The organism is Agarivorans sp. Z349TD_8 (assembly GCF_050870825.2).
Classification (GTDB): Bacteria; Pseudomonadota; Gammaproteobacteria; order Enterobacterales; family Celerinatantimonadaceae; genus Agarivorans.
Map to the genome: position 1 here is coordinate 1 of NZ_CP194037.2, position 20,014 is coordinate 20,014.

Below are 20,014 nucleotides of genomic sequence, written 5' to 3' on the forward strand. Positions count from 1 at the left end.
GTGAGTGGGTCTCTTTGGCAACAAATCTTAGTTCGTTTACAAGATGAATTGCCGGCAACAGAATTTAGTATGTGGATCCGACCACTTCAAGTTGAGCAAGATGCAGGACTATTGGTGTTATATGCACCGAATCGTTTTGTACTTGATTGGGTAAAAGATAAATATCTGATTCGAGTGAATGCTTTACTGGAAGAATTTTGTGGGAACGATAAACCTAGTTTGCGCTTTGAGGTTGGCAGTCGACCTGCAACTAAACCGCTAGCAACAAAAACTAGAAGTAACGTGATTCAAGCCGGCACCGCTAACCAGCAAAGTAATCAGTATGATAATGGTAAGAGTTGGGATAAAGAGCCTGCGGTTAAATCTGCTTTAGAGGCGAATCATCGTAACAATATAAACGCCACCTATCAGTTTGATAATTTTGTTGAAGGTAAGTCTAACCAGTTGGCACGTGCTGCTGCGACTCAGGTTGCGAATAATCCTGGTGGCGCTTATAACCCCTTATTTTTATATGGGGGAACCGGTCTTGGTAAAACGCACCTGCTACATGCGGTAGGTAACGGTATTATTGCCAATAAAAAGAATGCCAAAGTTGTGTATATGCATTCTGAACGATTTGTTCAAGATATGGTAAAAGCCTTACAAAACAACGCGATAGAGGATTTTAAGCGTTACTATCGTAGTGTTGATGCATTGCTTATTGATGATATTCAATTCTTTGCCAATAAGGAACGTTCTCAGGAAGAATTTTTCCATACTTTTAATGCCTTACTTGAAGGTAATCAGCAAATTATCTTAACCAGTGACCGTTATCCTAAAGAAATTGATGGCGTAGAAGATCGTTTAAAAAGTCGTTTTGGTTGGGGCTTGACGGTTGCTATCGAACCTCCGGAGTTAGAAACTCGGGTTGCCATATTAATGACCAAGGCGAATGAAAATAATATTCGCTTGCCTGATGAAGTCGCTTTCTTTATCGCAAAACGCTTACGTTCCAATGTTCGAGAGTTGGAAGGGGCTTTAAACCGGGTGATCGCAAACGCTAATTTTACCGGTCGCGCGATTACCATCGATTTTGTACGCGAAGCCTTACGTGATTTATTGGCATTGCAAGAGAAGCTAGTCACTATCGATAATATTCAAAAAACAGTTGCTGAATATTACAAAATTAAAATAGCTGATTTATTGTCTAAGCGTCGTTCTCGATCCGTGGCGCGACCTCGGCAACTAGCGATGGCGCTGGCAAAGGAATTAACCAACCATAGCTTGCCTGAAATTGGTGATGCTTTTGGCGGTCGCGACCATACAACGGTGTTGCATGCTTGTCGTAAAATAAGTCAGCTTAAAGAAGAAAGTCACGACATTAAAGAAGACTATCAGAATTTAATTCGTACATTATCGTCATAATCGGAGAGGCGTTGGTAGGTATGCAATTTAGTATCAATCGGGAACAACTACTTAAACCCCTGCAGCAGGTTAGTGCTGCTTTAGGTGGTCGACCAACCATTCCTATTTTGGGTAATGTATTGTTGGATATTAGTAATAACCAGTTGTCTATTACTGGTACCGATATGGAAGTAGAACTAGTCGCGACCTTGCCTTTGCAAAGTACTGTAAATGAAGGGCGCGTGACAGTACCAGCGAAGAAGTTTGTTGATATTTGTCGTGGTTTACCTGATGGCTGTGAAATTAGTTGTAAAGCGGATGATAATCGCTTGGTATTGCGTTCTGGACGTAGTCGTTTTTCTTTAGCGACACTTCCGGCTAATGACTTTCCTAATGTAGAAGATTGGCAGAGTCAGCAGGTGATTCAGTTGACTCAGGGGCAATTAAAGAATCTGATCGATAGCACTCAGTTCTCAATGGCGAGCCAAGACGTTCGTTATTATTTAAATGGAATGTTGTTTGAGACGGATGAGAAAGGACTTAAAACCATTGCCACTGATGGCCACCGCTTGGCATTAGCCGAACAAACTTTTGAGACACCATTACAGCCTCAACAGGTGATTGTTCCACGTAAAGGGGTGATTGAGTTATCTCGTCTGTTGGAACACGAGGACCAACTGGTTGAGCTGCAAATTGGCAGCAATAATATCCGAGCTAGTGTGCAAGGTTTTACCTTTACCAGTAAATTGGTTGATGGACGTTTTCCTGATTATCGACGGGTATTGCCTTCTAATAGTGATAAGGCTCTTATTTCTGGAAGGGATGAATTGAAACAGGCATTTTCTCGAGCTGCTATTCTTTCCAACGAGAAGTTTCGCGGAGTTCGTCTGCAGTTAGAGGCGGGCATTTTGAAAATTACTGCGAATAATCCTGAGCAGGAAGAGGCGGAAGAGATCCTAGATGTTGATTATAATGCAGAAGCTTTGGAAATTGGTTTTAACGTTGTTTATGTTTTAGATGTATTGAATGCGCTAAAGTGCGATCAGATCCGCATCAACATGAGTAATAGCAATAGTAGTGCCTTGATTGAAGATAGTGAGCAGAGTGGCAAAGCGATGTACGTTGTTATGCCAATGCGACTCTAGTGACAAATTAAATTAATGTATATACAAAGTCTTGGTTTGCAAAATTTTAGAAATATTGAGCAAGCTAGTTTAACCTTGAACCCCAAGTTAAATGTGATTTTGGGCGAGAATGGTAGCGGTAAAACGAGTGTACTAGAAGCCATTTATTATTTGGGCTTTGGGCGTTCCTTTCGGAGTAACTTCGCCAGTAAAGTGGTCAGTCATAGCAAGGATAGCTTTGTTGTATTCGCTCAATTGGAGCAGCATAAGATTGGCTTGCAGAAGTTTAAGAGTGGCGACACGGTTTTAAGAATTAATAAGGAAACGGTACGCAGTCAGTCGGTATTGGCTTCGTTGTTACCTTTGCAGATCCTACATCCGGAAGGCTACGGCTTGGTGGATGGTAGTCCTCGCTACAGACGGGCATATTTAGATTGGGGAGTGTTTCACGTGGAACAACAGTTTCACGCGGCTAGTCAAAACTATAAAAAGACATTGAAGCAACGTAATGCATTATTAAAGCAAACAAAACAGTATCAAGACTTATTATATTGGGATAAGCAACTGGTTGAGTTTGCCATGATTGTTAGTCGGTTACGCGCTGCTTATGTGGAAAGTATTCGTACAACTTTGACTGACTTAGTTGCCGAGTTTTTGCCTGAGTATCGGTTTGAGTTGGCATTTCATCAAGGTTGGGAAGAAAAAAAGGATTTGGCTGTATTGCTACAGCAAGGTTTTCAGAGGGACCGTATCTTGGGCTATACCCAATGTGGCCCCCATAAAGCCGATATAAAGTTTAAATTTAATGGCGTAAATGCTGTTGACCTTATTTCTAGAGGTCAGTTGAAGCTTTTTGTTTGTGCGTTGATTTTAGCGCAGGGGCAACATGCACAGCAGCATAGCGGTAATCAGACGGTATATTTGATCGATGATTTTGCGGCAGAATTAGATAAGTCTAAACGCCAGTTGTTAGCTAAGTGGCTGCAACAACATGGGTCTCAGGTCTTTGTTTCTGCGATTGAGAAACAAATGCTGGATGGATTTGATTTAGAAGGATGCACAGTGTTTCACGTGGAACATGGTGTTATCAGCGACTATAAAACGAGAGTAAAACATGGCTGAAAATGAATATGGCTCATCGAGTATTAAGGTTTTAAAAGGTCTTGATGCCGTAAGAAAACGTCCTGGGATGTACATTGGTGACACAGACGATGGCTCAGGTTTACATCACATGGTATTTGAAGTCGTCGATAACTCTATCGATGAAGCGTTGGCTGGGCACTGTAAAGATGTGGTGGTTACCATTCATAATGATGGCTCTGTCTCTGTGTCGGATGATGGCCGTGGTATTCCTGTAGATATGCATGAAGAAGAGGGCGTGTCTGCAGCAGAAGTTATTATGACTGTTCTGCATGCCGGTGGTAAGTTCGATGATAATTCCTATAAAGTATCCGGTGGATTACATGGTGTAGGTGTTTCGGTTGTTAATGCCTTATCTATAAAGCTGCAGCTAACGGTAAAACGACAAAATCATGTCTATGAGCAATTTTACACTTTAGGTGTTCCCGATGCTCCCTTGGCTGCGGTGGGGGATACTGATAAAACAGGAACCGAATTACGCTTTTGGCCTAGTGAAGAAATTTTCTCTGATACAACATTTCATTATGAAATTTTGGCAAAACGATTACGCGAACTGTCGTTTCTTAATTCTGGTGTTTCGATCATTTTAAAAGATGAGCGCGATGGTCGCAAAGACCACTTTATGTATGAAGGGGGGATAGAAGCGTTTGTTTCTTACCTCAATACTAATAAAACACCGATTCACCCTAGAGCGTTTAGTTTCAACTTCCAACGAGATGATGGTATCGCGGTAGAACTAGCGATGCAGTGGAACGAAGGTTTTCAAGAAAATGTTTACTGTTTTACCAATAATATTCCACAGAAAGATGGTGGAACCCACTTGGCTGGGTTTAGGGCGGCATTAACGCGTACGCTCAATAGTTATATGGAAAAAGAAGGCATCAACAAAAAAGACAAAAATAACGCAACAGGTGATGATGCGCGAGAAGGTTTAACGGCCGTTATTTCGGTGAAAGTACCTGATCCTAAGTTTTCTAGCCAAACCAAAGATAAGCTAGTTTCCTCTGAAGTGAAGTCTGCGGTTGAGCAGACGATGGGAGAGAAACTGAGCGAGTATCTACTAGAGAATCCGACTGAAGCAAAAATCATTACCCAGAAAATATTGGATGCAGCTCGTGCTCGTGAAGCCGCTCGTAAAGCTCGCGATATGACGCGTCGTAAAGGTGCCTTAGACTTAGCTGGACTACCGGGTAAACTCGCCGACTGCCAAGAAAAAGATCCTGCGCTTTCTGAACTATATATTGTGGAAGGGGACTCTGCGGGGGGCAGTGCTAAACAAGCACGTAACCGCAAGAATCAGGCTATTTTGCCGCTGAAAGGTAAAATTCTTAATGTAGAAAAAGCGCGTTTCGATAAGATGTTGTCATCACAAGAAGTTGCAACACTGATTACCGCGATGGGCTGTGGTATTGGTCGTGATGAGTATAATCCTGATAAGACTCGTTATCACAACATCATCATCATGACCGATGCTGATGTGGATGGTTCACATATCCGAACCTTACTCCTGACTTTCTTCTACCGTCAAATGCCGGAAATTATCGAACGTGGTTATATCTATATTGCCCAACCACCTTTATATAAGGTGAAGAAAGGCAAGCAAGAACGTTATGTGAAAGATGAAGAATCTCTGACCGAATATCTCACAACTTTAGCTTTAGATAACGCTGGGCTATATGTGAATGCGGAAGCACCAAGTATTAGTGGTGAGCCTCTGGAAAGTTTGGTTACTCAATACCGTCGGGTATGGAAGAATAACGAACGTTTATCTCGTCGTTATCCTATCTCTTTGCTTAGCCAAATGATTTATCAACCACCGCTAAAAACAGAAGAGCTACAAGATGCCAGCGTACTCAAAGAATGGGCTGAACAACTGATCGCACCGGTTAATGCGGAATTACCTAGTGGTAACTACTATTCGGTAGCGGTTGAAAAACATCCTGAGCGTGACATCTACTTCCCTGTAGCAACACTCCGTCAACATGGGGTAGATGTATCTTTTAACTTTGAACCCGAGTTTTTTGCTTCGAATGATTATCGAGATATTTGCAGCCTGTATAGTAATTTAGATAATTTGGTGGAAGAGGGTGCTTATATTAAGCGTGGCGAAAAAACCAAACCAGTGAAGAGTTTTGAAGAAGCGCTCAATTGGTTAATGTCTGAATCGCGTCGTGGCTTATATATCCAACGTTATAAAGGACTCGGTGAGATGAATCCGGATCAGTTATGGGAAACGACAATGGACCCAGAGACTCGACGGATGTTGCAAGTGACGGTTGAGGATGCAATTGCTTGTGATCAGCTCTTCACCACCTTAATGGGTGATCAAGTTGAACCTCGTCGTAATTTCATTGAAGAGAATGCACTTAATGTAGAAAACCTAGATGTCTAACATTTAGTATCTACCGTATTAAGCTTAAAAAAGGCAATATGAAAATATTGCCTTTTTTGTGCTTGAAAGCCTAGAGTCTATCCCCATATCTATTCATAACAAGATGCCATGATCATGGGTTTTGTTAAGACAGAGATGCAGCCTTTGTGCTGGTCAATTTAAATTATTGCTCTATGAGGATAACAAACATGCGTAATCAATATGACTTTTCACCACTTTATCGTACGGCCATCGGCTTTGATCGTTTAGCTAATTTCATTGAAGCGGCATCAAACCAAAGTGCCCAATCTCAAAATACAGGCTACCCGCCTTATAATATTGAAGCAGTCGATGATAATCATTATCGAATTACTCTCGCCGTGGCTGGGTTTGCTGAAGATGAGTTATCTATTGTTGCTCAGCAAAATGCTTTAATTGTTACTGGTACTAAACAGAAAAAATCAGATGAGATTAAATATCTGCATCAAGGGATCGCAGAACGAGGCTTCGAACGACGTTATCAAATTGCTGATCACGTAAAGGTGAGCGCGGCTAACTTAGAACATGGCTTATTGGTTATAGAGTTAGAACGAGAAATTCCTGAAGCTCTAAAGCCAAAACAAATTCCTATTAATGGAAAGTTGGCTTCGGTTGAAGTATTGGAGACTAAATCGGCTTGATTGCCAAGGGATGATGAAGAGTGAAAAAAGGGCCAACAGTGGCCCTTTTTAGTATTGTTTTAAGCGAGCAGCGGATTAACCACAGAGGCCAAAATGTCGATACCTTGTCTTACATTGGCTTCACTCTGAGCGAAGTTGAGACGAATGCACTCTTGGGTATGTCGCCAATCCTTGTCTATTCCGGGGAAAAAGTAGCTTCCAGGTACGATTAGTAAACCCTTATTTTTTAATTGTTGGTAAAGCTGTTTATCGCTAATCGGTAAGTCTTCAAACCACAACCAAAGAAACATCGCCCCTTCAGATTTGTGAATTCTAAATTTTGCAGAGGGGATAGCTTGTTGTAACCAAGTGATAGCCTGCTCAGATTTATGTTTATAGAAAGGTCGAATGATATGGTTGCTGGCGTCGAGTAGGCTATTATCCTTTAACATCTCATTGGCTAAAGCAGGACCAATTCCGCCAGGGGATAAATTAATAATGCCTGACAAATTGCTGATTGCCTGAATCGTTGAAGGCTTAGCAATTACAATTCCACAGCGTGTTCCGGGTAAGCCCAATTTTGATAAGCTTAAGCAAAGTATGGTGTTGTTATTCCAAAATGGTTTTGCGTCTTCGGTAAAGACCAAGTTTGGAAAAGGAAGGCCATAAGCATTATCGATTAATAATGGCACCTGATGTTGTTCGGCAAGTTGTGATAGTTTGGTGAGTTCTGCGTCGGTAACTACATTACCTGTAGGATTGGTGGGTCGAGAGACGCAAATTAATCCAATCGACTCATCAACGACCAGCCGTTCAAAGTCGACATGATACTTAAATTGGCGGTTGGCTAAATACTCAATAGAAGGCTTGTTACCGACAAATATTTGTTCGCTTAAACCACTATCCTCATATCCTATATACTCAGGAGCGAGTGGAAATAACACTCTTTTATCCTGCTGCAGCCCCTTACCGGCAAAAAGATTAAATAAGAAGAAAAATGCGCTTTGACTGCCATTAGTGAGTGCTATGTTCTCTTCTTTTATATCCCAATGAAACTGATTACTTAAAAAAGAAGATAAGTTAGATATAAATTCCTTATTACCTTGGGGGGAGTCATAGTTACATAAGGCTTTGAGCAAACTGTCATTACTTAGCCCTGTGCTGAGGTGTTGCTGAAATAACTCGGTCATTTGTGGTATCTGTGCTGGATTTCCACCCCCGAGCATTATCATTTCGTCACCCGCTCGGATCCCTTCATCCAAGTCATCCATCAGTTGCGTGATCCCCGAATGACGGGTGAACTTATTACCAAAATCTGAATACGTCATAAAGCACCTTCTTCGAACTAGGCGTCACAATAACAAACAAATGTGAGGAATGGTATTCGCTAGTCCGATTTGGTTAATGATAGGGTTGAAGTGAATGCAAGGCTCGCTGTAAGGACATTTTGAAGGGCCTAATATCTCAGATAGTTTGATAGGCTCAATAATCTAATTATCGATGGTCAATCAGCGAACCGGCAGAGTTCAATTGAGAATCTACGATCTTGTCATCATATAGGCCAAGCAAAGCGGCTAAAGCCGCTTTGCTTGGCCTTATCGTTATCTACTTAGTCATTTGACCTGCATAAACGATGACTACTACATCGTCGTTTTTACGGCGTTCAAAAGCGTAAGGCGTGTTACTTAACAAGATGTGTTGTCCTGCCCCGACCGCTTGATGGCGCTTACGGAACTGTAACAACTTTTGCCAATGTTTTTTTACCGCGAGGTGCTCGGCATCGAACTGTTGCCAATTCATATCTGAGCGAGTGGCTTGTTTTTTGTCGGAGCTTCTTGAACCTTTTTCGCGTGCTGTCTCATCGCCATAAAAGACTTGTACCGCGGTTGGCATTAGTAAGAAAGCAGAACCGAGTTGTTTTTGCTTATCCAGTGTTTTGGCAATGCTGCCGTAGGCTAGCTTCGTATCATGCGATGATACATAACTGAGTAGCTTGCCGTCTCGCTTATTGAGTATATCAGCGTATTGTTGATAGCCATCTTGCATTGCGCTAAAACAGTTCATGCCCTTTTTAGCAAGGTCTGTTTGATAACTAAAATCTATTAGGGAGTCGAAGCCGTACTCATATAATTTTGAATCACTTAAACCTTGTCCCCAATATTCCCCTGTCATCCAAAACTCATTGTTGTCGAGAACTTTATCAGGATGCTCTAATTTCCATTCTTGAAATGCCTGGCTCGAGGCCATTTTTAAGGCTTGCCAAGCTTCTGGCTCGACGTGTTTAACGGTATCTGCTCTAAAGCCGTCAATACCGTATTCGCGAACCCAATCGGATAGCCAAGTGACCAAGTAATCGCGTACGCTTGCACCAGGTATTTCAACCGCTTTTGTATCTGGTTTATTTTTATAGAAGGTGGGAAGGCCCACAACCTTTTTGGATTCGGTTTTAAAATCAGGTAAATAAGCTAAAGACATGGTTAAGTCATTAGCCCCTGGGCTAGGGTAGCCTGAGATATCAGTACGAACCCAATCCGGCCCCCACCATTGTTGCCAAGATTTTCGTTTACCATAGTCAATAAAGTCGTTAAAACTATGCCAAGTTTCCCCTTTCGCTGGGGTCCAATTGGTCCACTTTTCGGTGAGATAAGTCTCGATAGGCTGGTCAAAATTTTGAGTTTCCCCAAACTTAAAGGCCTGCATATCGGCAAGAGTAGCGTAGCCTGCATGATTCATCACTATATCCATCACGACTCGAATACCGCGTTGATGAGCCTGATCCACAAATTGTTTAAATTCTTTGGCTGTACCCATGTTTTGATCCATGAGCGTATAATCTTGAGCATAGTAACCGTGATAAGCGTAGTGTTTAAAATCACCACTCATGCCTCCTCCAACCCAACCGCGAATTTGTTCGTAGGGCGCAGTGATCCAAATTGCGTTGATCCCTAGATCTTCGATATAGTCGAGCTTTTTGGTGAGACCGGCTATATCTCCACCGTGGAAGGTACCAATTTCTTTTTGACCGTCTTTGCTTCGCCCATAACTATTATCATTCGTCGGGTTACCGTTATAAAAGCGATCGGTGATGACAAAATAGATCGAGGCACTGTCCCAACTAAAGGTATCAGCTTTTTTATTGGTCGATTCTAGGAGTAACAAACCACCACTATCAGCGGCAGGGGTGAATGTTACGCTACCCTGTTGAACGGTACTAATTTGACCGCTGTAAAAATCTTTAACCGTAGAACCTTCTTTAAAGCTGGCGCTAACATCGACGGTAATCGGCTGACCGTCCCATTGCAGACATTGTGCTGTTTGTTTATGAGGTGAGGAGAATGTTTGAGTTTGGTTAGTGGTTTGCTCTGTGGAAGCACAGCCTGCAATGATTACACTAACAAAACATGCTAATAGCGTAGGTTTAAGTGAATTTTTCATGTTTTACATCCGTTTAATTGCTGACCTTTACAAATAAAAAAGCCCCTTTTCAGGGGCTCGAACTACCATGAAAATTTACATTTCTACTTTTTCGATATAAGCCACAGGGATTTCGCCTGACCAATCTAGGTAGAAGCGATAAACACCATCTTCTTCTGGAGTAAATTTAAAGTTATCGAAGGCGGCACATTTGTTTAACTCGCGACGCTCTCCAACTTTGATTGGCGCTTCACCGGATAAGAAACCGAAGTTAGTACCACATTGCCATGCAGCATCACCAAACTTCCATTCGTATGGTTGACCATCGGCAATCAGTGGCTCGTCTACAGGAGAGGTGGCGCTCCATACATTAGTTTTGCCTTCAACTGGCATTAACTTATTTTCTGGGGTTGCATCCCACCAACTAAATACACCGCGTAAATGCACGTCGCGGGTTAATTTGCTATCGCTGCCACTACCAGAAGCACAGCCCACGGCCACCACCGTAATCAGTGCAAGAACACCCGCTTTCAAGATATTTTTAAGCATTTTCAATTCCTTTCTTATTTTATAACTTTCCTTTGTCTCTACAGACAAACATTACCTAACGAGCTGAACTGAACTCGTTGTCAGTTATAACGGAGCTTCTCATGAAAAAACGTGCCAAGCTCACAGTCCTATTCTGAAAAGCATTTCATGAAATGAACTATTTTATTAAAACAGTTAAGTGGATCAAAAAAGCCGTATTCTGTAAAGAATACGGCTTGTTTCGGTTTTGCTGTTCTCGTTATTTATTGAATCACAGAAATGTCCGCGATTTCTAAAAACAATTGACGAAGTGAGCTGAGCAGACTTAAACGATTTATTTTTAAAGCATCATCTTCACTCATCACCATCACATTATCAAAGAAAGCATCAACCACCTCGCGGAGGCTTGCCAGCTCAATCAACGCTTGTTGATAATCACCTTTCTCAAGCAAGGGCGCTAAGCTGATTTGCATACTAGCGACAGCCTCAGCGAGAGCTTGCTCTTGGCTTTCTTTTAATAACGAAGCGTCGATTTGTGGTTTCACGAAATCTGGGTTTTTCGCCAAAATATTGGAAACCCGCTTGTTTGCAGCCGCCAAAGCTTGGGCTTGCTCCAAAGTGCGGAAGTGACTCACCGCTTTAATCCGCTGTTCAATATCTGCCAGTTTAGTCGGCTTCCGCTCAAGTACTGCGGTTATCACGCTCGGATCAATAGCTTGTTCTAGGTACATCGCTCTTAAACGGGCGTAAATAAACTCGATAAGCTGAGTGTGAACCTTTGTTTGAGTCGCTTGCTCAAGTTCTAAAGGTAGCAGTAACAAAGCACTATTAATCAAGGTATCCAAGTCCAGGTCAAAGCCCTTATCTTGGATAATTCGAATAATACCTAAGCAGGCTCTACGCAGTGCAAAGGGGTCTTTGTCTCCCTTTGGTAGCTGGCCAATGGCAAAAATGCCCACTAAGGTATCAAGTTTGTCGGCGATAGCGACCGCTGCGGCGACTTTTGATTCGGGTAATTTGTCGCCAGAAAAGCGAGGCCAGTATTGCTGCTGTAAGGCATTGGCTACATCATCATGTTCGCCGTCGAATTTTGCATAATACATGCCCATAACACCCTGAACATCAGCAAATTCCAAGACCATTTCACTGTTGAGATCGGCTTTAGATAGAAGTCCTGCACGCTGTGCATGCTGGCTATTGGCTCCGATCTCTCCAGCAATTTGTGCTGCTAATTCAGAGACTCTGTTTGACTTATCTAATAAGCTGCCAAGCTGCTGCTGAAATACTACGTTGGCCAGTTGGTCTAAACGACTATCTAACCGTGATTTTTTATCGGTGTTAAAAAAGAATTCTGCATCGGCAAGGCGAGGACGAACTACTTTTTCGTTACCCGCAATCACCTGTTGAGGATCTTTACTGACAATGTTCGAAACAAAGATAAAACGAGGTAATAAGTTACCTTTGGTATCTAAGATTGGAAAGTACTTTTGATTGTCTTTCATCGTGTAAATGAGAGCTTCAGCTGGGACGTCCAAGAACTTGTCTTCGAAGCTGCCAACCATCGCAACCGGCCATTCCACCAATGAACAGACTTCTTCAAGCAGCGCTTCATCAATCTCAACAATGCCACCTTCGCGAGCCGCTTCCGCTTCAATTTGTTCGCGGATAATCGCTTTACGCTGTTCATAATTAACAATCACTTTACCGCGGCGATCTAATTGTTGAACGTAGTTGTTGGCGTGGTTAAGCTCAAATTCAGCTTCGCCCATAAAACGGTGGCCACGAATAGTACGCGCAGATTCAATGCCGAGAATATTCCCTTGAACCAATTTCTCACCATAGAGCATCGTGATGGTATGCACTGGACGGATAAACTGAGTTGCTTTTGCTCCCCAACGCATAGGCTTAGGGATCGGCAGTTTAGCTAAACCCTCAGCGACAATTTCTGGGAATAGCTGGTAAATGGTTTGACCGCTGATTTCAGCTTTATGCAGTAGCCATTCACCTTTGTCGGTGCTGAGACGCTCTGCTTGTTCAACGCTAATGCCATTGGAACGAGCCCAACCCTCAGCCGCTTTGGTTGGTTTACCATCTGCATCAAAGGCACTACTTACCGCAGGGCCGCGTTTTTCTACCACTTTATCTGGTGTTTTTTCGGTTAATGCTTGAATAGAAAGTGCTAAACGACGAGGTGCCGCAAACCATTCGATATTTTCAAACTCAAAACCGGCTTTTTCTAAGCTTTGTTGGACATTGTTTTTGAAAGACTCTGCCAAGCCGCGCAGAGCTTTGGGTGGCAATTCTTCGGTGCCGATTTCTACTAATAGGTTTTCGTTACTCATGCTGCCTCCGTTACTTCTTATCTTTGCATAAAGGGAAACCAAGCTCTTCACGAGCATGGTAATACGCTTCTGCTACGGCTTTGGATAAGGCTCTCACCCTCAGAATGTAGCGTTGGCGTTCGGTCACCGAAATTGCATGACGAGCATCGAGTAAGTTAAAGGCATGAGACGCTTTCATTACTTGTTCGTAAGCAGGTAAGGGAAGACCTGCTTCAATTAATTTTTGGCTGTCTTTTTCACATTGATCAAACTGAGTGAATAGTGCGCCTGTGTCAGCGTGTTCAAAGTTGAAAGTAGACTGCTCAACTTCATTTTGATGGAAAATATCCCCGTAGGTCACTTTCCCCATCGGACCATCGGTCCAGATTAAATCGTAAATGCTATCAACACCTTGGATATACATGGCTAAGCGTTCTAAGCCATAGGTGATTTCACCGGTTACCGGGGAGCATTCTAAGCCACCAACTTGTTGGAAGTAGGTAAATTGAGTGATTTCCATCCCATTTAACCAAATTTCCCAACCGAGACCCCAAGCACCAAGTGTTGGTGATTCCCAGTTGTCTTCTACGAAGCGAATATCATGGATCTCGGGATTAATACCAAGTTCAACTAGTGAACCGAGGTAGAGTTCTTGGATATTGTCTGGCGACGGTTTCAACACGACTTGAAATTGGTAGTAGTGTTGTAAACGGTTTGGGTTTTCACCGTAGCGTCCATCGGTAGGGCGACGACAGGGTTGTACATAAGCACTATACATCGGTTCTGGACCGATAGAGCGCAAAAAGGTTTGCGGATGAAAGGTGCCAGCACCTACTTCCATATCTAAAGGTTGAACAATGACGCAGCCTTGACGGGCCCAGTAGTCCTGTAAAGCCAATATTAGGCCTTGAAAGGTTTTTATATCGTATTTATGCATGATTTGTGTCGCGCGTATGAAAAGTAATCGGTTTTATAACTGACGGAGTATACCCTAGCAAGCAGATAGACCCTAGTGCTGTTACCTCAGGAATCACTGATAACCGAGACTTTTTTTAAAAAATCGCTCAACTTCCTTTCTTGATCAAGTATTGAAAGGGCATTTGGTCTACTTTCTTAGCGATTAGCGTGTGATCCATAAATTCACAAAAACTAACCATATCTCGGGTGGTAGAGGGATCGTCAGCCTGAATTAATAAGGTCTCCCCTAGAGCAATGTTACGAATTGCTTTTCTTACCATCATTACTGGTTCAGGGCAGCGCAGACCGAGTGCGTCTAATTGGTGATCGGCTTGGTTAAAATCTATCAAACTACTCATTGATTTATCCCCTTATTGAATGACTTTTACATTGTATAACAGCTACGGTTAGATTTGCAGCTGTCAACTTTGACCAACAGCTTGGCATGTTTTCGATAGTTTTGGCATTTACTACTCAACTAAGGCTATTTCAGCAGACGGCACTTTTTGTTTTTTACAAACTTGCTCGCTGCAATCCAATCTTCCCTTTTTCTCACATCAAGGTGTCGATCATAGAGTGGTTCGCTAATTCCATCCCCGATTTATGATTGACATCAGTGACAACAAGATTGGCACCTTCCTCAGAAGAGGCTTCCCCAATTCTTCTTGTTGCTACGGTGGTTTTTGAAGCCTTAACATATAGAGCGTCTCCATAGCGTTTATAAGCTAGGCCTGGCGGATTTAAACCGACCCGCTCAGTAAGGTCGCTGTAAGGTACTTTCTGTGTTGATGCCGTATCTAACTGGTTTAGAAAGAGATATTCAGTTAAGCCAATACTTTGCTGTTGATACGCTAAAGCAAATTAAAAAGATTGCCCCGAAAATAAGTTTTGTAGTTGCTGCGGATATAAAGTTGGCTAACCTTTGTCAAGATGATATCGATATTGCTATGCATCGTGAACGCCCCACGGATAATAGATTAAATGTCGGGAGTATTTAAATACTCATGGGCAGGTTGAAGCAGGGAGTACATTTCTGATGAGCTATTGGTGATGTATAAAAAACAAACCTTACCTCAGTATTGGCAATCGTTATGTGGCCAAGCTTCTCATCATTCGCAAGTGATTGTAGAAACGAATTCACAAACCCTCTTGATTGAAGCGATCGCTGGTTTTTTTGATGACGGATCTATTATTTTTACTCTTAAAATCTTTGTTTTAGGGTATCGATGAAGTCAGTGGCGATTCAAATATTGAATTTCGAACGCTATAAAAATGTAATTCACCAATAGTGTGTTTCTTTTAGCTTTAGCTACTTGGCTGCTTTGACAACCCGCGCTAGTTTGATAGCTGCATATTGGGGCTCGGCTTTTGGATCGTTTAAGAAATTGCTGATCACATCAAAGATAGCACCTTGCACTTTTTCGCTTACCGCTAAGCCGTGGGCCATACTCGGTACCAAATCACCCGATTTGTTACTGGCTTTAAATGCGGCCATCGAGTCTAAAGCGCAGCTATCAAATTGCTTCATATCCATATCGATCCGAACTGGAATAGAGCCTTTGTTGAGGTTAAATATGGTTTGGAACTCGGGGGTGAGAATGGTTTTTGCGAGGCTTTTTTGAGCCTTAATATCTTCAGGTTTATTTAGTTCAAACATTGCAAAACTGTCGATATTAAAGATAAATTGCTGTTGTGTGCCGGGAGCGGGGACGCAAACAAAGTCTTTACCTGGTAGTTTACCTGCGGCAATAAACTCACCCTTGGCCCAGTCCCCCATAATTTGCATGCCGGCTGTACCATTAATTACCATACTGGTTGCCATATTCCAGTCGCGTCCGGGGGAGTCACTATCGATATAGTGGCTTATTTTTTTTAATACGCGAAAGACTTCGACCATTTTGTCTCCGCCTAAAGTCTTATCATCTAGTTTTACGAAAGCTTTCAGGTAGTCTTTCGCACCTAAAATATCTAAGGCTAGCGTCTCAAATAAAGTCGCATTTTGCCAATTCTGCCCACCGTGGGCGAGGGGAATAAACCCGGCGGCTTGTAGTTTGTCTGCAGCGGTGAAAAATTCAGCCAAGGTGGTTGGGATTTTTGCGTCTGCTTTTGCAAATACAGCTGGGTTTGCCCATAACCAGTTTACTCGATGCACATTTAGCGGGACGGCAACGTAGTTGCCCTGATACTTCATAATATCTGTCACGACTTTGGGGATCACATCGTCCCAATGTTCTTCTGCTGCGACGTCGTTAAGGTTACTTAAGAACCCTAGTTCTGCCCATTCTTGAATATCGGGGCCTTTTAGTTGTGCAGCGGCTGGTGGATTACCTGAAATTGCGCGGGTTTTTAACACCGTCATCGCGCTTTCTCCACCTCCTCCAGCAACCGCAAAGTCTTTCCAACTATGCCCTTGGGCTTCAAGCATTTTCTTTAAAACATTCACCGATTTGGCTTCACCGCCGGAGGTCCACCAATGTAAAACCTCAACTTCTCCCGCGTAGGCGGAATTAAGCGAATAGCAGAATATAAGAGTGGAGAAGAAAGTCGTTAATTTGCGCATAGTTAGACCTTATTATTTTTATTTAAGCTCTATCACTTATGTTGAGCATACTAGCCTGAATACTGCAGATAAAACCCAACCGATGAAGCAAATCTTAACTAGAGCTCTATTTGATGTGAGGGAGTCGCAGTTTCACTTCTAAGCCGCCTTGAGGCAGGTTTTGTAAGCATATATTTCCCCCGTGAGCGTGGGCGATATTACGAGCAATACCAAGGCCCAAGCCTGAACCTGACTTCGCTTTATTTAAGCGAACATAAGGGTTGAATACTTCGCTTAATTGAGCTTCTGGGATCCCTGGTCCATGATCGACAAATAGCAAGCAAAGCTCGTTGTCATCATCGAGCAAATAAATTTCGATTTTGTCACCGTATTTAATTCCATTTTCAATCAAATTAGCGATGCAGCGCTTGATCGCTAGGGGTTTACCACGGTAAGGGGAATTCGTCTCTCCAAACACGCTGACTTTATCGAGATACGGTTCGATACAATACTTTAGATGAGACATGATGTTGATATCGGTTAGATTTTCATGGATATCGGTGTCTTTTACCGTTTGCAGGGCACCTTTAGCCATAATTTCCAGTTCATCTAAATCTCGATTGAAGGCGTCAATGACATTGTCATCATCGAGCAATTCTGCGCGTAGCCGTAGCCGGGTAATCGGGGTTTTTAAATCATGAGAAATGGAGCGAAATAGCTGTTCTCGATCTTCAATATAACGTTTTAGCTTACTTTGCATGGTATTAAAGGCACGGGTCGCTTTGCGAATTTCATCACTACCTTCTTCTACCAAAGGTGCTTGGAATAAGTCGATCGTAAGGCGTGAGGCGGCTTTTGCTAAACGGCGTAGCGGACGAGTTTGTCGGCGCACGAGTATGAAGGTGAAAACCAGCAGAAAGACCGTCATTAAGGTGATAAACATTACGCGCCCCTTGGGTAATAAACTATCATCCAAGTTCATATATGGGGCTGGGAGTAGCGCAGCTAGGTAAATCCACTCTCCACTTTCTAGTTCTATTTGGGTGACCAATATGGGTGGATTCAAGGGTTTTATTTGCAGGCTATGCGAGGCCCAAGAAGAGGGTAAGTCTTGTAGTAATATATCGTTTTTTAAGACATGCAATTGATCGGGCAAGGAAAAGTCAACGTCAATTTTAGTGCTGCGATTGAGTTCTCGATGCAGAACATCGCTGACCGTTTGAATTACCAGATTTTTGTGATAACTGTCAGGAATGGAATTGATTTTAATGTACTCTCGATTGAGTGACACAAAGAAGCGAGTGCCGCCCATCTTACGTAACTGATTGAGTACAATGTGGCGATATTCAGAAGGTAAAGATTCAAAAAATGTCACCGTCGAGGCTAAGCTCAGCGCTAGGTTGCGAGAGGTGGCATTCAGGCCTTCACTCTCTGATTGGCGCAACTGATAAAACCAAATGAAGCTACTGGCACCTTGGGCCAGTGCAATGGCGAGCAATAGCAGCAATAGCATTCTTGCTAATAAAGAATTTGGCTTTATTCGCTGTAATAGCCGATTAAACTTCATGACTCACTTGAGTCACCATCATGTAACCTGAGCCTCGAATGGTACGGATCAGCCGAGCCTGACTGCCATCATCTTTTAAGCGTTGGCGTAGCCGGCTAATTTGTACGTCAATTCCTCGCTCCATGGGTAAGCTTTCGCGGCCGCGAGTGGCATCACTAATGGTATCCCGGTCGAGGGTTTCGTTCGGGTGTTGCAAAAATAGCTGCAATAAACGGTAATCGCTGCTGGATAACTCCAGCGTCTCTCCGTCTTCATGTTCCAGTTGCTGAGTTTGAGTATCTAGGCGCCACTGGCCGAAACGAATGTAGCGAGTATTTTGCTGAGCATTCGCGGTGACTTGAGAGCGGCGCAGTAAGGCCTTAATTCGCGCCAGTAGTTCGCGAGGGTTAAACGGTTTTCCAATGTAATCATCGGCACCCAACTCGAGACCAACAATCCGATCCATTTCATCGGAATTAGCGGTGAGCATGATAATCGGTACATTGGAGGTTCGGCGGATTTTTTGGCATAAGGTAAAGCCGTCATCGCCCGGTAACATGATGTCGAGAATGATGAGTTCTGGTTTATTGGTTTCCAGTAGTTTTGCCATTTCTATACCGTCATTGGCACTGATCACTTCAAAGCCTGATTTACTTAAGTATTGCTCAAGTAAGCTTCTAATTTCTAAGTCATCATCAACGACGAGCAGTTGTTTTGCAAAAACCATGGTTGTCTATTCAATATTAGTGTTATTCATTTGTACTAAGAATAACAAACAACGTGGCAGGGGCGAAATGCTTCACATCATTAAGCAAGAAAAATGGGAGCTAAATGCTCCCATTGGTTCTTTATCCGCAGATTTAGGGGCGTTCAAATATTGTTGCGATGCCTTGTCCTAAACCAATACACATGGTTGCAAGCCCTAGCTTGGCATCTTTGGCTTCCATTAGGTTGATCAGAGTGGTCGAGATTCGGGTTCCAGAACAGCCTAGTGGATGGCCTAAAGCGATGGCTCCGCCATTCAGATTTATCTTGTCTTCTAGTTGGTCCATGAGGCCCAATTCCTTCACACAAGGAAGTGATTGTGCGGCAAATGCTTCGTTGAGTTCGAAAAGGTCGATATCTTCGAGTGTCAAACCAGCACGTTTTAAAGCCTTTTGGGTGGCGGGCACTGGCCCGTAGCCCATAATGGACGGATCGCAGCCAGCAATGGCCATGGCGCGAACTTTCGCGCGGATCGGTAAACCCAGCTCCGCGGCCTTTTCGGCAGACATGATGAGCATTGCCGACGCCCCATCAGATAAGGCTGAGGAGGTACCCGCGGTCACTTTACCGTTAACCGGGTCAAAGGCTGGGCGGAGTTGCGCGAGACCTTCAATAGTGGTTTCAGGGCGGATCACTTCGTCAGTTTCTATCAGGCTCAGTGTCCCATTGGTATCATGTCCTTCGATGGGAAGAATTTCTCTGGCAAAGCGCCCCTCAATGGTGGCTTGATGGGCTAGACGGTGGGAGCGAGCGCCAAAGGCGTCCATTGCTTCGCGGCTAATACCATGCATTTGCGACAGTAATTCTGCAGTTAAGCCCATCATGCCTGCCGCTTTAGCCACCGACTTGGTCATTCCAGGGTGAAAGTCGACGCCATGGCTCATTGGAACATGCCCCATATGTTCTACTCCGCCAACGATAAAGATATCTCCTTGGTCGGCCATGATGGCACGTGCCGCGTCATGTAAGGCTTGCATCGATGAACCACATAAACGATTCACCGTGACCGCGCCAGTGGTATGTGGTAAACCCGCCAGTAAGGCGGCATTGCGCGCGATATTAAAACCTTGTTCTAAGGTTTGTTGAACACAGCCCCAATAGACATCCTCAATATCATTTGGATCGAGAACTGGATTACGTTTTAACAAGCCTTTCATTAAATTTGCAGATAAGTCTTCTGCGCGAACATGTCTAAAACAGCCATTCTTCGAGCGGCCCATGGGGGTGCGAATACAATCTACAATAACCACTTCTTTCATTTTATATT

16 protein-coding genes are annotated in these 20,014 nt (G+C 43.3%); 6 read left to right on the top strand and 10 right to left on the bottom strand.

Annotated features, from left to right (window positions below; genetic code table 11):
• From dnaA to ACRRS1_RS00025, 5 genes are all read left to right on the top strand, one after another.
• Positions 1-1,404 carry a chromosomal replication initiator protein DnaA gene (gene dnaA / locus ACRRS1_RS00005; RefSeq protein ID WP_432468668.1) on the top strand — a complete coding sequence of 468 codons (1,404 nt, stop codon included), beginning with the start codon at positions 1-3 and terminating at the stop codon, positions 1,402-1,404.
• A 20-nt stretch (positions 1,405-1,424) separates the two neighbouring features.
• Positions 1,425-2,528 carry a DNA polymerase III subunit beta gene (gene dnaN / locus ACRRS1_RS00010; protein ID WP_432455250.1) on the top strand — a complete coding sequence of 368 codons (1,104 nt, stop codon included), beginning with the start codon at positions 1,425-1,427 and terminating at the stop codon, positions 2,526-2,528.
• Positions 2,529-2,543: 15 nt separating this feature from the next.
• Positions 2,544-3,629: a DNA replication/repair protein RecF gene (gene recF / locus ACRRS1_RS00015; RefSeq protein WP_432460554.1), complete on the top strand. Its 1,086-nt coding sequence runs from the start codon at positions 2,544-2,546 to the stop codon at positions 3,627-3,629.
• Positions 3,622-6,039, top strand: coding sequence for a DNA topoisomerase (ATP-hydrolyzing) subunit B (gene gyrB, locus ACRRS1_RS00020; RefSeq protein ID WP_432464119.1), 2,418 nt, complete (start codon positions 3,622-3,624; stop codon positions 6,037-6,039). The genes recF and gyrB overlap by 8 nt, the downstream gene beginning before the upstream one ends.
• Positions 6,040-6,227: 188 nt before the next feature.
• Entirely contained in the window at positions 6,228-6,698 is a 471-nt protein-coding gene (locus tag ACRRS1_RS00025; RefSeq protein ID WP_432455247.1) for an Hsp20 family protein, read from the top strand.
• A gap of 59 nt (positions 6,699-6,757) precedes the next feature.
• Here ACRRS1_RS00025 and ACRRS1_RS00030 read toward each other — a convergent pair whose 3' ends face one another.
• The 6 genes from ACRRS1_RS00030 to tusA form a co-directional block, all read right to left on the bottom strand.
• Positions 6,758-8,005: a valine--pyruvate transaminase gene (locus tag ACRRS1_RS00030; RefSeq protein WP_432468667.1), complete on the bottom strand. Its 1,248-nt coding sequence runs from the start codon at positions 8,003-8,005 to the stop codon at positions 6,758-6,760.
• A 277-nt stretch (positions 8,006-8,282) separates the two neighbouring features.
• On the bottom strand, positions 8,283-10,112 hold the full coding sequence (locus ACRRS1_RS00035; RefSeq protein WP_432468665.1) for an alpha-amylase: 1,830 nt from the start codon (positions 10,110-10,112) through the stop codon (positions 8,283-8,285).
• 75 nt (positions 10,113-10,187) lie between these two features.
• Positions 10,188-10,640 carry a hypothetical protein gene (locus tag ACRRS1_RS00040; RefSeq protein ID WP_432468664.1) on the bottom strand — a complete coding sequence of 151 codons (453 nt, stop codon included), beginning with the start codon at positions 10,638-10,640 and terminating at the stop codon, positions 10,188-10,190.
• Between the two features lie 242 nt (positions 10,641-10,882).
• Entirely contained in the window at positions 10,883-12,961 is a 2,079-nt protein-coding gene (gene glyS, locus ACRRS1_RS00045) for a glycine--tRNA ligase subunit beta (protein ID WP_432468663.1), read from the bottom strand.
• Between the two features lie 10 nt (positions 12,962-12,971).
• Positions 12,972-13,877: a glycine--tRNA ligase subunit alpha gene (gene glyQ / locus ACRRS1_RS00050; RefSeq protein WP_432455242.1), complete on the bottom strand. Its 906-nt coding sequence runs from the start codon at positions 13,875-13,877 to the stop codon at positions 12,972-12,974.
• 127 nt (positions 13,878-14,004) lie between these two features.
• Entirely contained in the window at positions 14,005-14,256 is a 252-nt protein-coding gene (tusA, locus tag ACRRS1_RS00055; RefSeq protein WP_432455241.1) for a sulfurtransferase TusA, read from the bottom strand.
• 429 nt (positions 14,257-14,685) lie between these two features.
• Between tusA and ACRRS1_RS00060 the strand changes: the two genes are divergently transcribed.
• A complete protein-coding gene (locus tag ACRRS1_RS00060) occupies positions 14,686-14,895 on the top strand; it encodes a hypothetical protein (RefSeq protein ID WP_432468662.1) in 210 nt (69 codons plus the stop codon).
• A 311-nt stretch (positions 14,896-15,206) separates the two neighbouring features.
• On the opposite strand, the gene ACRRS1_RS00065 is transcribed toward ACRRS1_RS00060, so the two are convergent.
• The 4 genes from ACRRS1_RS00065 to fadA form a co-directional block, all read right to left on the bottom strand.
• The gene (locus tag ACRRS1_RS00065) at positions 15,207-16,457 is read right to left on the bottom strand and encodes an ABC transporter substrate-binding protein (protein ID WP_432468660.1); all 1,251 of its coding nucleotides are present in this window, start codon (positions 16,455-16,457) and stop codon (positions 15,207-15,209) included.
• Positions 16,458-16,563: 106 nt separating this feature from the next.
• Positions 16,564-18,003, bottom strand: coding sequence for an ATP-binding protein (locus tag ACRRS1_RS00070; RefSeq protein WP_432468659.1), 1,440 nt, complete (start codon positions 18,001-18,003; stop codon positions 16,564-16,566).
• Positions 17,993-18,709: a response regulator gene (locus ACRRS1_RS00075; protein WP_432468658.1), complete on the bottom strand. Its 717-nt coding sequence runs from the start codon at positions 18,707-18,709 to the stop codon at positions 17,993-17,995. The genes ACRRS1_RS00070 and ACRRS1_RS00075 overlap by 11 nt, the downstream gene beginning before the upstream one ends.
• 133 nt (positions 18,710-18,842) lie before the next feature.
• Positions 18,843-20,006, bottom strand: a complete 1,164-nt coding sequence (gene fadA / locus ACRRS1_RS00080; RefSeq protein WP_432468656.1) for an acetyl-CoA C-acyltransferase FadA — start codon at positions 20,004-20,006, stop codon at positions 18,843-18,845.
• Positions 20,007-20,014 lie beyond the last annotated feature (8 nt).